The organism is Streptococcus suis (assembly GCF_002960625.1).
GTDB classification, from domain to species: domain Bacteria; phylum Bacillota; class Bacilli; order Lactobacillales; family Streptococcaceae; genus Streptococcus; species Streptococcus suis_T.
The window spans coordinates 17,998-33,585 of sequence record NZ_POJH01000027.1 but is presented as its reverse complement, the minus strand read 5'-3'; the positions used below and the strand labels follow the sequence as shown (position 1 = coordinate 33,585).

Here is a 15,588-nt window from a genome sequence, read left to right as displayed (position 1 = left end):
AAACATTTTTAGCACATTAGAGGACAGAAGCCCCAGAAGCCAGGTCTGAGGTCACTCTTGCCCCAAATCCCCCTCTGGATGGGCTCCCCAAACTATCTGAGATTCGCTCCTTGCCTGCCAGAATTTTTTCAGAAAGTCCTGAGGTCACAAAAATCTTCCCATCGAGACCTATCAAGACCGCCTCAAGACCATCCGTCTCTTCGACTTCTTTCAAAGTCTGATTTATGGTTTGACCGAACAGTCTGGTCGTCCAAATTTCACCATCGACAGAGTTTTTAGACACAATGGTCACACTGGCCAGCTGACTCTGGATAGGATAACCCGTTTGCGAACTTAAAATGTGGTGGTAGGTCTGACCATCTACCGTGAGGCTACGTTCGTAAATACCAGAGGTGACAACCGACTCTTCGCCTATCTTGAGGACGAGGGCATTTTCACCCCGTGTTTTCTGAGGATCCTGAATCCCAATTCGCCAGCAACCATCTGGATTATGCGGAGCCTGTCCAAACGTCAAGACATTGCCTCCCAGGTTAATCAGCCCAGCCTCTACTCCAATCCTTTTTAGAAAATCAACAATCCTATCTGCTACATAACCTTTGGCTAGGGCGCCCAGATCAATGGCCATGCCTTCTTTTTTTAGATAGACCGTCTGCTCTTGGTCATCGAGTTCGATATCCCTTGGATTGATGAGCTGGAGTTTTTCTGAGATGACTTCGGGACTAGGGAGCTTAGCATCACTAAATCCAATCCGCCAGGTTTGCACCAAAGGACCAATAGTAATGTTCAGAAAACTAGCCTCAGCCAGACTGTGTTCCTTGCCCAATTTTATCAATTCATACAGGTCATCGGCAACAGGAACTGCTTGAACTCCTGCGTTTAGATTGACCTCCATCAATTCAGATGTCAAATCATTGGCAGAAAACCGATCTTTATAGAGATAGAGCAATTCTTCTACCTGATCCAAAATCGGTTCAGCTTCTGGATGCCATATTTTAGTTTCTATGATGGTTCCCATTAGACGAAGGGAACGGCTACTTGCTTGCATTCCTCACGACCTCTTGAATTTCTTGATAGATTTGCTCATTTTCGGAAAGGGAATAAGAGTTAGCACCGCTGGCTAGTGGGTGGCCACCGCCATCGTGGCGCTTGGCAATCTCGTTTATCGGAATGTACTTGCTGCGTAAGCGAACCCTGTAATTTCCGTCAGTTTGTTCCACAAAAATCCCCCAAGATTGTACAGTGCCAATCCGCCCTGGAGCCCCAACGATAAAGGATGTATCCGCATCAGTCACCCCGTATTTTTTGAGGATATCCTGAGTCAAAATGACCCGTGCCGCACCGTGCTCATCGACTTCCAAGTTGTCGTAAACGTAACCTGTCAACTTGGCAATCTTGAAATCAATGGTATCCATCTGGCGAGACATCCTTGCGAAGTCAAAGTCTTCATGACGAAGTCGAGCAACAATTTCAAAAGTGCGTGAGCTAGTCGCCGGATAAAGAAAACGTCCCGTATCACCAACAATACCAGCATATAACAGACAAGCAGTTTCCCCATCCAATTCCAACTGGCTTTGAAGGGCCAATTCTGCAATCATTTCACTGCATGAGCTAGCCTCAGTATTGACCCAGAGCAAGTCGCCGTATGGCTCTTCATTTGGATGGTGGTCGATTTTAATCAGGAAATCACCCTGAGTGTAGCGGTCATCATCCACACGCGCCGTATTGGCAGTGTCTGTCACGATAACCAAGGCCCCTTGATAATCTTGGTCGGAAACCTGATCCATTTCTGCCATCCAAGCCAGATTCGGCTCATTGAAACCAGTTACCTTGATGGTTTTTTCAGGAAAATTCTTCTGCAAGAGTTTTTGCAAGCCAACCTGACTGCCAATAGCATCTGGATCTGGTCGTTGGTGACGATGAATGATAATGGTGTCGTATTCGCGAATTTTTTCGATAATTGTATTGTAAATAGTCATAGCAACTCCTTTTCATCATTTTAGCATAAACTTCCCCTTTTGAAAATGATGGGAGTATGGTATAATAAGATTACTATGTAATTTGGAGGAAATTATGGCACTAGCAAAAATTGTTTACGCTAGTATGACTGGTAACACAGAAGAAATTGCTGATATCGTCGCCAGTAAGCTAGAAGAGTTGGGTTTGGAAGTACAGGTGCACGAATGTACGACCATTGAAACAGAAGAAATCTTGGATGCTGACTTAATTGTCGTAGCCAGCTACACTTATTCATATGGTGGTGATGGTGAGCTTCCAGATGAAATCGTTGATTTCTATGCTGACCTAGCGGACTTGGATTTGACTGGTAAGGTGTACGGTGTTTGCGGTTCTGGTGATACCTTCTATGATGACTTCTGTAGTGCAGTAGATGACTTTGATGTCATGCTTGGTTCACGTGGTGCAGTCAAGGGGGCTGAAAATGTCAAGGTAGACCTTGCTGCTGAAGACGAGGATATCGTTAACCTCGAAAAATTTGCTACTGACCTTGCTGCAAAAGTAAATGAATAATCAAATCAACCAGTAACATCTGTTACTGGTTTTCTTAAAAGGAGAAAAAATGAATCTAGATCATATCCGGGAAAATATTAACGCTATAGATAGTCAATTAGTTGACTTGCTTGAACAACGCATGGAGCTAGTTGATCAAGTCACAGCTTATAAGCAAGCCACTGGCAAACCTGTCTTAGATACTAGCAGAGAAAATGCTGTCCTTGAACGCGTTGGAAAGCTAGTCCAGAAAGAAGATTACCGCTCTACTATTCAAGCGACCTTTAGCGACATCATGGCCCAGTCCAGAGTCTATCAAGCTGGAAAACTAGCTAGCGATGACCAGTAAAGGCAAACAAATACTTCAACTCCTGCTCTTTTCCGTCCTCATGGGACTGTTAGCTGGACTGGTCACTACATTCTTCGGGAAGTTTTTATTAGAAATTGGACAAATACGGTCCGACTATTTCGATTACCTTGTTCCTTTTCTTGCATTGGCTGGGTTAGTAGTTGTATTTGTCTATCAAAAATGGGGCAGAGAAGTTCAAGCTGGGATGGGGTTGGTTTTTAAAGCTGGACAGGGTAAAGACAATCACATTTCTCCAGTCTTAGTACCGCTCATCATCTGCACGACCTGGCTCAGTCATCTTTTTGGCGCTTCTGTTGGTCGTGAAGGTGTAGCCGTTCAGCTTGGAGCCAGTCTTTCGCATGGGCTACAGAAGCAAGTTTTTTCAGGTTTGTCCAAAGATATGGTGACGAAGATGGGGATGGCGGCTGGTTTTGCTGGGCTCTTTCAAACACCCTTGGCAGCCAGTTTCTTTGCCATCGAGGTCTTGATCGTTGGTCAATATGCTTGGAGAAATTTGGTCTATTGTTTAATAGCTGCCTTTACAGCCTCTACTACTTCACATTTATTGGGCTTAGAAAAATTTGCTCATGCCATTTCGGCTCCCCCTTTCCAGCTTACCTACGGTTTCAAATTACTTCTATTGGCACTATGTTTTGGTATCATTGGTAATCTTTTTGCCTGGCTTTTAGAACAAGCAAAAAGGTATTCGTCTCGCTGGTTGCCAAATCCTTACATTAAAATAGCTATCATGGGAGTTGGACTAAGCGTTCTACTTTTCTTCTTCCATCAAGGTCGTTATGCTGGTTTGGGAACCAATTTGATTGATGCTAGTTTGGTTGGGGAGCCCGTATTTGCTTATGACTGGCTACTCAAGCTTCTGCTCACTTGCTTGTGTTTAGCTGCAGGTTTTCAAGGGGGTGAGGTCACTCCTCTCTTTGCCATTGGCGCTAGTTCTGGCGCTCTTTTAGCTGGCTTACTTGGTTTACCAACTGAACTTGTTGCAGCCCTTGGCTATTGTGCTGTGTTTGGCTCAGCAACCAACACATTACTGGCTCCGATTTTAATCAGCTACGAGGTATTTGGTTGGAATATCATCCCCTACGCCATTCCAGTGCTTGCCCTAGCTTATCTTGTAAACAGAAAACAAACGATTTATGGGATGCAGGTGAGGTGACATCTTCCTCTCTTTTTCCAAATTAAAAATGCTCCCATCTCACTGATAGAAACATGGTATCATCTTAATTGGCTTTAATCGAAAATCCTCTCTGCTATCCATGCAGACGCAGGAGTTGAGAACGATGAATAACTTGCCCTTTTTTGCCCCTCGGTCACTTTTTAGACTAAACAAAACCCTTGAAAATATTGATATTTCAAGGGTTTTTGTTATTTTATCTATCTCCCCTGCAGGAATCGAACCTGCAACTAATTCTTAGGAGGAATTTGTTATATCCATTTAACTAAGGGAAGCTACTCTTCTATTTTAACTCATAAAATAGAAGATTGCAAGGTCGGGCTAGTCCTTACTTGATATTCGATATTTTTCCATTTTCTTTTTAAAGAGTTCGGCATTGCTTGGAGCGGTATAGGAAATGGCATTGGCTCCTGCTTCGATAACACGACGGATGGATTCTTCAGTTGGACCGCCTGTCGCAATGATGGGAAAATCTGGAAGAACTTCACGTATTTTTTTCACTACCTCAGGAGTTTCTAGTCCACAGGAAACGTTTAAAATATCTACGCCAGCCTCAATTCGTGATAACAAGTCTGCCTTCTCTGAAACGACTGTGTAGATAATGGGAATATCAGCCATCTTGTTAATTTGCTCAATGGTTTTAACATCCGTAGGACCATTGACCACAACAGCGTAAGCTCCTTCGGACTCAGAAAGCAAACTCATATTGGCCGACCGCATTCCTGTCGTTAATCCACCACCAACACCAGCTAAAACCGGGACAGAAGCAACCATCATAATACTTTTAAGGATGGCTGGACTAGGAGTAAATGGATAAACTGCTAAAACGGCATCTGCATTATGATTGGCAATAATCGCCACATCCGTTGTAAATAAAACCGAGCGGATACGGCGACCATAAATACGAATACCACTACATTCCTTTATGATGTCAGGCACTTGCACAATATCCTGGCGTAAATCAGACAAAACAGCTGGAATAACTTGCTTACTCATTCGGGACCTCCTTATATCTATAGACATAGTATAACATATTTTTTATGTTAATAGCTAGATAATTCCACTCATCTTGAGTAGCACTTATAAACATAGGATACCATCTATTAGAAACAAAAAAGAAGCAACTTTCGCTGCTTCTTCCCATCTTAGCGACGGATTTCTTTGATACGCGCTGCTTTACCTTGCAATGCACGTAGGTAGTACAATTTAGCACGACGTACTTTACCGTAACGTACTACTTCAATCTTATCAACACGTGGAGTGTGGATTGGGAATGTACGCTCAACACCTACACCACCAGAGATTTTACGTACAGTGTACATTTCTGAGATGCCTTGGCCTTTACGAGAGATAACAACACCCTCGAAAATCTGGATACGTTCGCGGTTACCTTCGACAACCTTAGCGTGAACACGTACAGTGTCACCAGGACGGAATGAAGGGATATCAGTACGAAGTTGACCTTCTGTCAAACTTTGGATCAATGGATTCATTTTATTCTCCTATCTTTGTCAATCATAGGTGCTTTTAAACCCAGCGGATAAACTGTATTTTTGTGCGTCCATTACACACAAAATAAATTATACTAAAATCCTCTTTTCTTGTAAAGAAAAATACTCAAAATATTGAAAAAAACAAGCGAAAAATCGCCTGTTTTACCATCTTATTTAGCTGCTTTATAAAGTTCGTCAACTTTGTTCCAGTTGATAATCTCAAAGAAGGCTTTGATGTAGTTTGGACGGACGTTACGGTAGTTGAGGTAGTAGGCGTGTTCCCAAACATCTAGTGCCAAGATTGGTTTCAAACCTTGCATGATCGGTGTGTCTTGGTTAGCAGTTGAGATAACTTCCAACTTGCCTTCTTTGTTGACAACCAAGAAAGCCCAACCTGAACCGAAGCGAGTTGTTGCAGCTGTAGTGAATGCTTCTTGGAAGGCATCAAATGAACCGAAGGTCGCATCAATATCTGCTGCCAATTCCGCTGAAATTTCTGTTTTTTCTGGTGAAAGCAATTCCCAGAAAAGTGCGTGGTTCAGGTGACCACCACCGTTGTTGATAAGAGCTTGACGGATGTCAGCTGGAATTTTCTCCACATCTGACAAGAGTGCTACCAAGTCTTCGCCGATTTCTGGGTGTTTTTCAAGGGCAGCATTGGCATTTGCAACATAAGTTGCATGGTGCTTGTCATGGTGCAGGGTCATTGTTTCTGCATCAATATGTGGTTCCAAGGCATCGTATGCGTATGGTAAATCTGGTAAAATAATTGCCATTTTTGTACTCCTCTGTCTATATGATAATCTTATTTTACTCCATTGTGAGAGCCTTTTCAACTTATTTGTCTGACTATATACTTGAAATTTTTAGCAAAGCTAGGTCAAAAAGATAGTCTTTTTCAAACACACCTGTTTTAATTTGGTAGTCTGTTTCAATCAACAATTTGACCACCTTTTTCAAAAATCCAAGAGATAAGTAGCGCGAATCCCGAAGCGCAAATTTGATTTGATAGGGATTGACCTTTCGCCCCATGATTTCTGACAATTCTGCTACCATTTGTGGCTCACTCTTGCCTTGTTCTCGAAGAAGTTGAACCTGTAAATAAGTGCGGAATTGGGTCAACATAATGGCAATCAGCTTGATTTCATCCTCCCCCTGTAAACGTAAATCACGAACAAGTTGACGGGCTTCATCGATTTTGGATTGAAGAACCAATTGGGTCAGGTCAAAAATATTATCCTGTAAGGTCTTAGGAATGGCAGCATCAATATCTGCCATAGTAATCAAATTTTGTCCTTTATAAGACTGCAAGAAGGCTAGGTTTTTACTGACTTCCGCAAACTCAAAATTAGATTTTACCAACAAATACTGAAAGACATCTCCATCCATATTCAGACCTAGACGACCCAGTTCTTTCTGGAAATACTGTCGCAAGTCTGTTTCCTTCAAGGGATTGGCTTCCAGTACCAGTCCATCTCGTTTGAGGAGTTTGACCAGACGACGCTTGCTGTCTAACTTTCCTGGGGCTAGGATAATCAAACGGGTTGTTTCGACAGGGTTTTCCAAATAAACCTCAAATTGCTTGAGTTCGTCATCCGTCAAATACCGCTTTTTATCCGTCGTCAAATCGGCAAAATAGTCTAATATGACTACTTTTTCATCTGAAAAAAATGGCAAAGATACCAAGTCCAAATCGACCTGACTGTAGTCAGCCTCAGACATATCAAAATAGGCAAAACCCAAATCTGCGGGATCAAAATCCACCTGCCTTAAAAGTAAGTCCTTGGCAATCTGATATTGTCCAACATCCTCACCGCATAAGACTGTCAGGGACCCTAAATGTTCTTTTCTTAACTTCTCAATCTGTCCAATAATTGTCATATCATCCTCTACTTCTCTCTCCATTTTACCATAAAAAGACACCCAGTAGGTCACTGGGTGCTGGCTAACCAAGTTTTTTAGCAGTAGGTGGGATCATCAGCTTCCTGTCTTGCTGATTTGTAAATGGGACAAGGGGAGGACGCGGTCTTTCCATATAAGCCATTACTTCTTGCCCATCTGGTGCAAACTGTAGTAAGCTATAAAATGAATCATGATAAAAAAGGAAAATATAGCCATTTTCATAAGCTTCCTTTATCCACCTTGTCTTAGCAGCAATACTGTCCATTGGATAATCATCCACAGCCGCAACCCATAAGGGATTACGATGGGCATGCGTTAGAAATAAATCTGCCATGTGAATAATGGTCTGCTGGTCTTGTTTTAATAGAATGATAGAATGCCCCTTGCTGTGTCCACCTGTCCTGTGCATCTCAATACCTGGGATGATTTCAATAGATGGACCAAAGGTTTTGACTTGAGATTGAATAGCTTGCCAATTCTCCTTGAGATAGGTTGCACGGGTACGAGGATTTGGATGACGGACTTCATCCCATTCTATTTCATTGATGTAAATGTTGGCATTGGGAAAGGTCGAAACAAGACCGCCTTCTTCAAGACAGGTCAAGCCACCCGCATGGTCGTTATGCATGTGGGTCATCAGCACTCCGTCAATATCCTGTCTGCTATAACCCAATTCAGCCAAACTTTCTAACATTCTGTTCTCAGAAACAACCCCTAAATTTCTAACTTGTTTGGCATCTAATTTTTCAGTCCCCAAACTGCTATCAATCAGAAATTTCTTCCCCTTATATTCAATGAGTATAGGATCTGTCAAATCAGCTACCAAACCGTCGGCTGTTGTTGGATAATATCTGGACCAAACAGCCTTGGGGACAGGCCCAAATAAGGTACCTGCATCTGTATATTTGTCAGCTCCCCGTAGCCAGGTAATCCTCATTTCTCCAAATTCAAATGCTTGTAACATGGTTTCTCCTTTATCCGACTGGCACATTCAGACTGCCCATGCAATTGCAACCACCCGTTTGCTCTTCACTAGTTGGAACATGAAACTTCAGTATTTCCTCATAGATGAAATTCTCTGCTTCCCCCACTCGTTTACGATGCGGTCGACACAGCCAGATATTAAAGGGTAGGGCATCACGAAAGTGAGCGACCCTAAACTGACTTTCATCAATCAATTCTTCGACACTATTCGGCAACACACTAACGATATCATTTCCTGCTGTTGCAGCGACCATATAGTCCCAAGAAGAGGAATGATGTAGACGTTGAATATCTATATTCTCATCCTTCAACTTCTGCATAATATTGCTATAGCTGGTAAAGTTTTGATTAAAGGTCGTTATGGGATAGTCCTGCAAGTCGCTCCATTCCAAATATTCCTTACTGGCTAGCGGATGGTCTTTATCCATGAACGCAACATACTCATCTTTGTGGATTAAGTGTTGCTCATATTTTTTAATATCCAGATTGGTCGGCTCGATTAGGAGAGCTATATTTAGCTCATTGTCCACAAATTTTTTCCATATTTCCAATCCACCACCCTCCAAAATTTCTATATTGATAGTGGGGTAATTGATGTAGAAAGTAGGTAAAAGATGAGAAAAATAAGCTCTCAAAATGATGGAAGGAAGACCCAGTCGGATAGTTCCTTGCTGTTTGGCAGCTTCTTTTTGAATAACATCCTGCATTTCTTCATATTTGGCAACAATTTCTGTCGCAAAACGATAGACCATACGACCCGCTTCTGTCAGGCCCTCTAAGCGCCCATTTTTCCGATTAAATAGTTGAATGCCCTCACTCGCTTCAAAATGCGTGATAAATTGACTTAAGGCAGACTGGCTAATATGAATTTTCTTAGCTGCAAGGGATAAATTACATCTGCACTCCACGATATTGATCAGATATCCCATTTGTACAATATCCATGCCCATTACACTACTCCTTCTATTACAAGGACCAATTTTAAGAGAAGTGCTCACCTTCTCTTCTTATACACGTTTTGTTTATATCATTATACCATATATACTCTATTTTGCATACTTATTGATTGGACAAGTCAATTGTTTTTGAGTAAGGATAGCACTCCTTAAAAAAGAAAAAGAAAACGAACAAATCATCGGCTCTTGTAATTCCAGATGTTTGTCCGTTTCTGATACTAATTCTTAAGCAAAATCTATTCCGCTTTATTCAGCTTTTTTGCGACCAATCCAGAAACTAAAGCCTAAAGATGCAAGTAAGAATCCTAGAAGACTTAGATTGTTTCTCTCCCCCGTTTCAGGTAAACGCTTGGAAGTTGACGTGGCTGAATTGCTACTTGTCAAGGTGGCACTGAACTGGTCTGCCTGCTTCTGAGGTACGGCTACCAACGGTAACACAGCTGGCTTGGTCTCCGTATTTTTCTGCCGTTGCTGTAACAATGAAGCGGCTGGCATTGCCGGAGTATAAGCTTCACTTCTTGTTACTGTTAGAGGCAAGGTACCACTTGGAATAAAATGAGTAACCCCCTTGCCTTTTGCAGTCACCAATAATGGCAAAATCCCTTCTGGCAAGAAGTGGCTGATACTTGCCCCTTTGGAAGTTACCATCAATGGAAGTGTTCCCTCTAGTAACTGATGATTGACAGAACTACCTTTAGCAATCTCCAAACTTGGTAAACTATGGTCTAGACCATCACCTGTAGACCAAATTGCTCCATCTAATAGACCAAGTGAAATCTTATGACCAGCATTCAGGAGTTGGACAATAGCGTCTACAGAGAAAGTCGGAAGACTGTGCAATAAGGCTCCACCATTTGCCGTTTCAAGAGGTGGGAGAATTCCGACTGGCAATTCATGGGTAACTCCCTTGCCTTTGGCAGTAACCAACGGTTCTAAAACGCCTTCCGGTAATTCATGACGAACACCTCCTCCATTTGCCGTTTCAAGAGGTGGAAGAATTCCGACCGGCAATTCATGAGTAACTCCCTTGCCTTTGGCAGTAACCAACAGTTCTAAAACGCCTGCTGGTAATTCATGACGAACACCTCCTCCATTTGCCGTTTCAAGAGGTGGAAGAATTCCGACCGGCAATTCATGAGTAACTCCCTTGCCTTTGCCAGTAACCAACGGTTCTAAAACACCTGCTGGCAATTCATGACGAACGCCACCTCCATTTGCCGTTTCAAGAGGTGGGAGAATTCCGACCGGCAATTCATGGGTAACTCCCTTGCCTTTGGCAGTAACCAACGGTTCTAAAACGCCTTCCGGTAATTCATGACGAACGCCACCTCCATTTGCCGTTTCAAGAGGTGGGAGAATTCCGACCGGCAATTCATGGGTAACTCCCTTACCTTTGGCAGTAACCAACGGTTCTAAAACGCCTGCTGGCAAGCTGTGTTTGACAACTTCTCCATTTTTTATTGTGATGATATGAAGAGGTACTACAAGCTCTTCTTGGCTGCGATCATCATAGATCACCCGAACAGTCATGGAGTGGTCGCCATTAGACTGTGGAATTGGAGTGACTACTACAACATCAAATTGACCTGCGTCAGCTGGTAGACTGATTTGCTTCACAATTTCAGCTTTTATTTCATCACTACTGCTTGCCGGTAGGACACGGGCTTCCCCATTAACGTTAGGCTGGTAGCGATCCGCTTTAGGAAGAACGCCTGCTGGTAAGCTGTGTTTGACAACTTCTCCATTTTCTATTGTGAGGATATGAAGAGGTACTACAAGCTCTTCTTCGCTGCGATCATCATAGATCACCCGAACAGTCATGGAGTGGTCGCCACTAGACTGTGGAATTGGAGTGACTACTACAACATCAAATTGACCTGCGTCAGCTGGTAGACTGATTTGCTTCACAATTTCAGCTTTTGTTTCCTCACCACTGCTTGTCGGTAGGACACGGGCTTCCCCATTAACATGAGGCTGGTAGCGACTTGCTTTTGGCAGAACCAAGACTACTGGAATCTCAATCGTTTTACTGCTAGTGATAGCTGTCAACACCGTTCTGTCAAAGTTTGGATCCAACTGATAGGTTCCCTCTGTAGCTATAGGCAAATCGTTCTCCACACCTGTGATTGATTGCCCATTATCAACTTGCACCTGTTTCGCTTTTAACAACTGACCTGACTGGGTGAAGTGCAAGGTTACTGTATGAGTTTGAACAGGCTGTTTTAGCTCTACCAAGCGATAAACAATTTCATCTTTGACCAGGTCAAAACGATTATAGCCTTTCTCCAAGGTAATACGAGCTGTAGGAGATAACATTCCCTCAACCCTGACATATTCCTTGTCTATATTCTTGGCTAGATTTTGTTCAAATCCTCTAACCAGTACCTCAACATTTCCCTCAATATCTCCTATTACATTAAGACTGGATTCCACTGGAATAATGACTGTCCCCTGACCAGATAAGCTACCTAAGGTGACTGGATCATTGGCAATAGTCAACTGAGTACCCGATTCTAGCTCTACACCAGTCGAGATTTCAGATACCTGACTAGCTAAACTAACATCCGCCTGATTGACCAATTCGAGCGTTTGGATATTTTGTAAGTTAAGACCATAAACACGTGCAGTATCAATCGTAACCTTATTATCCCAACTTCCGTTGCCGTCAATTGACTTCAGACTGCTAGACTTTGATGTTACCAAAACTGGCTCCATCACAACTTCTCCATTAACACCTGACAGTTTGATTCCTTGGTCTACACTAACAAAATCCGACAGGATAGAAATAGTTACTGGAATGTTACTTACTGAATCAGCATTTCCAGCATAAATGGTGTTAAACCGAGTGTCTGAATTTCCATTAAGGATGGTAATTTTCCCATGACTGCCTGCTGGTTGACCTGAACGAGAACCGGCAACTAGAGTGGGACGTAAGTCACTTTGTGCCTGACTCATTGTTGTAGATACCTGATCTAAGGTCAAGTGATAGCCATTGGCATAAATATTGGGTTGTTTACTACCATCTGCTAACATATTTAATGTTAGATCCGCAAAGGTCACATCAGCCCCTAGCTCCACATCTGGACCGCGGAAACTTAGGCGATGACCTTGACCATCAATAGTGACAGCCTTATCAAGGAGGAAAGGTTTATCCTGCCGGTGCATGATGTTGCTAACAAGCTTGATCCTATCCCCATTTTTTGCCTGTGCAAGAGCAAAAGATAAACTCTGATAAGGATTATCAAGGGTCCCGTTACCATCTTGGGATTTCTCATCACCATTGGTTACATACAAATCACGCGCTACTTGTTCCTGATAAATGCTAGTACGGAAGTCATTTGTGTCCTGCAAATAGGCTTGGTAGAGGCTTGTTTTTAAATCCCTCACTGCTGTCACTCTATGTGACAGATAGGTATTGTTTTTCGCATTTGTTTTTAATTGAAGTAAATCCTTAGCAACAGCCTGATCCATCATGGTTTGAATCGTGGCAAAATCACTGGCTACACTAGTCGGTTTTAGTTCAGATACCTTGGCGATGCGGCGTGCAAACATGGCTTTTTTGAAGGCGGATAAATCGCCACCGTATGCAGGCATGATGGCAGAAAGGGCTGCTTGGTCGGTGGCATACTGGTTTGAGAGATAGGCTACCATTCCATTTTCATAGCCATATTCCCCTAAAATCTCATAGGCATTTCGTTTAAAACCAATGTCGCCAACACTTCCACTATTGTTTTGGAGGGCGGCATAAATTGGTTCAAAAAGAGGGATGGTATAGTAGGAATTGGTTCGGGCTGTTCCGACTGTATACATTCCATCAAATTTATAGCGCGCCGAAATCAGGCTCTGATTTATAAAATCATCAATAGAGGTCAGACTGGCTGCTAGACTGGTATCAATGTGGCTGACCCTCTCTGTCACTAGTCCGCTTCCATTATTTTTGGGGTTTGGAATGATGCTGATTTTATTAAGCAAAACAGCCCTGTCTTCTGCGCTATGGTTTAAGATAGATTGCGCCTCTGCATAGTCAAGGGTGTAAAGAACATCCAAGATACCTTGCATATAAGTCTTCATATCCTCAGTCGTTTGAAACCGAGTTGGCAGGCTGTTTTGAGTGCGATTGCCTGTCAATGTATAGGCAGTATTGAGGTTAAAAACAGGATCGTAGGCAGTACCTAAACTGTTATTGATTGACTCAAAGAGCCCTCGTGCATAAACTTCTGGACCTTGACCTGCTCTCCTACCGTGGCCATTGAGCCAAATTGTCTTATCCAGTATGTGCGTTAATTCATGGGTATAGACAGATTGCCCATCATCAGTAAGGGATTTTTTCAGGTAGAGATTGACACTGGAACTGCCATTGGCTTGACCATCTGCTCGGAAAAAATTGGAGTAGATATTCAAAGGACGAATAAACTCTCTAACTCCCTCCAACACCTTAGAACCGAATTTAGGCGAATACAATTCACTTGCACTCTGAGGCGGCTGACCGTATTTTTGCACACTATCCACCACAATAATCGGTGCATGGTTGGTCAACTGCTCTTTCTTCTGGGTCATGCGGTACCAGAAGTTTAAAAATTCCTGTTGGTGTTCTGCGTATCTGGACAAGGTAGCTAGAAAATCCTGCTGACTGCCAGCTTGGCTTGGATTTACATAGGTCTCTTTTAAGCCATAATTGACTGTATTTGAGGTTGAAATTGCATAGATACTATCTGATGATAAGCTCAACAGTGGAATAAGGTGATTTTTTAAACGACCGTCTATTTTGATTTTTTCATACAAGGAAGCAGAGCTGTAAGCATTGGTTGCTTCAACAATATGGGCTTTAGTAGTCTGTTTAAACCACTCTTCCTCTGATAGGCTCGGGTCAAAGAGACTGACTCCCTTTTCCACAAATGCTGCCAAATCTGTTTGGCTTGTAAGCGGAGCTAATTTCCTCTGATAGGTATTCGCACTCTGATCCATGGTCAAATCTTGATAAGTCAGATTTGCAAGTCCAAGGAGATTCTCAAGGGTATCTCCCCTACCTCCGAAAACTTGAGGATGGAAGAGAATTAAATCTTTGGCTGCATAATTTCCAAATGTGAATGAATAGCGGCGATCCAAGTAACTTAAGGCTGTGAGAATTTGCTCCTTCTTGGCTCTTACTCTGTCAATATTCACAGCAGCAGCCTTTTCAAATACTCCAGTTAAAATCTGTTCCAAGTCTGTCTGAACACGCTCAAAGCTTGATCTCATGTCCAGCAAATCCATGTAGGCTGTTTGCTTTTCCGCTGCGGTAGGGACTTGCCCACCTTTTTCTTGGCTAAGGCTCTTTACCAGCTCATTGTCCACAATAGAACTTACTCGATGACTGAGGTAAGGATAAAGTGAATCATAGGTCACTTTAGCAAAGTCAGCCTTCAGTGAAGCAACCTGTTGCGCAACTGCATCGCTGGTCTGGCTTGTTGTTGGCTGAGACTCCGCAGGAACTATCTGGCTACTACCATCTGAATTGAGTACTTGGAATTTATGAACAGTAGCTCCACTGACTGAAGTCATTAGCTGACCTTGGGCATCTAATGGTAGTTTTGCTACTTCAGTAACTGCCACACTGCGTGCTCTTCGTGCTGAACGTAGCACAGGCTGAACGACTTCCTCTACTGCTTGTTCAGTCGGAGCGACTTCCCCTGCTGCTGTTTCTGTTGGTTGAACTGGTTGAGTAGCCTCGTCCCTTGAACCTGCTGGTTCTTGTACCGTTTGAACAGACTCTGGTTCTACTGGCTCAATAACCTGATGAGAATTTTCTGCTGGGAGCGTGTTCTCATTTACCTGCTCCAGTGCAGGCTGCTCTTGCCCTGCTTCTGCTGGAAGTGCTGCTTGGGGGGCTGAAAGGTCTTGAGAGACCACTTCCTTCTGAATAGCTGGTTCTACTTCTACAAGCTGGCTTTCTTGAGCTGGGTTCTCCTGTATGGCTTCGTTTAGTGAGGAAGCAACGGTTTCTGGAGTTTGAACAGCTACCTCATTGGTTACCAGCTCTTGACTTGCCTCATCTGTTACTGACTGACTAGTTTGTTGACTACTAGTAGGCACTTGACTTACCTCTTGCGCAGCCGCAACCTGCCCTCCTAGGACGCTAAAGCTAATGGCCAAAGCAACTGACACGACACCAATGGAAAACTTACGAATGCCAAAATGGTGCTTCTTTTGTAAAAAATGTAAATTCAT

The 15,588-nt window shown here is 43.0% G+C and carries 12 protein-coding genes and 1 tRNA gene; 3 read left to right on the top strand and 10 right to left on the bottom strand.

Annotated elements, in window-relative coordinates:
• Positions 1 to 16: 16 nt before the first annotated feature.
• Both C1G49_RS04725 and C1G49_RS04720 read right to left on the bottom strand, forming a co-directional pair.
• Positions 17 to 1,045 carry an FAD:protein FMN transferase gene (locus C1G49_RS04725; protein ID WP_105124810.1) on the bottom strand — a complete coding sequence of 343 codons (1,029 nt, stop codon included), beginning with the start codon at positions 1,043 to 1,045 and terminating at the stop codon, positions 17 to 19.
• Positions 1,032 to 1,976, bottom strand: coding sequence for a DHH family phosphoesterase (locus C1G49_RS04720; protein ID WP_105124809.1), 945 nt, complete (start codon positions 1,974 to 1,976; stop codon positions 1,032 to 1,034). Before C1G49_RS04720 ends, C1G49_RS04725 begins: the two co-directional genes overlap by 14 nt.
• A gap of 94 nt (positions 1,977 to 2,070) precedes the next feature.
• On the opposite strand from C1G49_RS04720, the gene C1G49_RS04715 reads away from it, so the two are divergent.
• Genes C1G49_RS04715 through C1G49_RS04705 form a run of 3 tightly spaced genes read left to right on the top strand, consistent with a single transcriptional unit; the run spans position 2,071 to position 4,028 of the window.
• Positions 2,071 to 2,526 (top strand): flavodoxin, encoded by a 456-nt coding sequence (locus tag C1G49_RS04715; RefSeq protein WP_105117408.1) that lies wholly within the window; start codon positions 2,071 to 2,073, stop codon positions 2,524 to 2,526.
• A gap of 49 nt (positions 2,527 to 2,575) precedes the next feature.
• The gene (locus C1G49_RS04710; protein WP_105124808.1) at positions 2,576 to 2,854 is read left to right on the top strand and encodes a chorismate mutase; all 279 of its coding nucleotides are present in this window, start codon (positions 2,576 to 2,578) and stop codon (positions 2,852 to 2,854) included.
• Entirely contained in the window at positions 2,844 to 4,028 is a 1,185-nt protein-coding gene (locus tag C1G49_RS04705) for a chloride channel protein (protein WP_105124807.1), read from the top strand. Before C1G49_RS04710 ends, C1G49_RS04705 begins: the two co-directional genes overlap by 11 nt.
• 221 nt (positions 4,029 to 4,249) lie before the next feature.
• Here the strand turns inward: C1G49_RS04705 and C1G49_RS04700 are convergent.
• From C1G49_RS04700 to C1G49_RS04665, 8 genes are all read right to left on the bottom strand, one after another.
• Positions 4,250 to 4,321 (bottom strand) — tRNA-Arg (locus tag C1G49_RS04700).
• Positions 4,322 to 4,367: 46 nt separating this feature from the next.
• Complete coding sequence (locus tag C1G49_RS04695; RefSeq protein WP_105124806.1) at positions 4,368 to 5,042, bottom strand: hydrolase; 675 nt, start codon at positions 5,040 to 5,042, stop codon at positions 4,368 to 4,370.
• Positions 5,043 to 5,191: 149 nt separating this feature from the next.
• Positions 5,192 to 5,539 (bottom strand): 50S ribosomal protein L19, encoded by a 348-nt coding sequence (rplS, locus tag C1G49_RS04690; protein ID WP_011921928.1) that lies wholly within the window; start codon positions 5,537 to 5,539, stop codon positions 5,192 to 5,194.
• 170 nt (positions 5,540 to 5,709) lie between these two features.
• A complete protein-coding gene (sodA, locus tag C1G49_RS04685; RefSeq protein ID WP_105124805.1) occupies positions 5,710 to 6,315 on the bottom strand; it encodes a superoxide dismutase SodA in 606 nt (201 codons plus the stop codon).
• A 73-nt stretch (positions 6,316 to 6,388) separates the two neighbouring features.
• A complete protein-coding gene (gene holA / locus C1G49_RS04680; protein ID WP_105124836.1) occupies positions 6,389 to 7,420 on the bottom strand; it encodes a DNA polymerase III subunit delta in 1,032 nt (343 codons plus the stop codon).
• 64 nt (positions 7,421 to 7,484) lie between these two features.
• The gene (locus C1G49_RS04675) at positions 7,485 to 8,405 is read right to left on the bottom strand and encodes an MBL fold metallo-hydrolase (protein WP_105124804.1); all 921 of its coding nucleotides are present in this window, start codon (positions 8,403 to 8,405) and stop codon (positions 7,485 to 7,487) included.
• A gap of 10 nt (positions 8,406 to 8,415) precedes the next feature.
• Entirely contained in the window at positions 8,416 to 9,369 is a 954-nt protein-coding gene (locus C1G49_RS04670; RefSeq protein WP_105124835.1) for a LysR family transcriptional regulator, read from the bottom strand.
• Between the two features lie 258 nt (positions 9,370 to 9,627).
• Complete coding sequence (locus C1G49_RS04665; protein ID WP_105124803.1) at positions 9,628 to 15,588, bottom strand: ZmpA/ZmpB/ZmpC family metallo-endopeptidase; 5,961 nt, start codon at positions 15,586 to 15,588, stop codon at positions 9,628 to 9,630.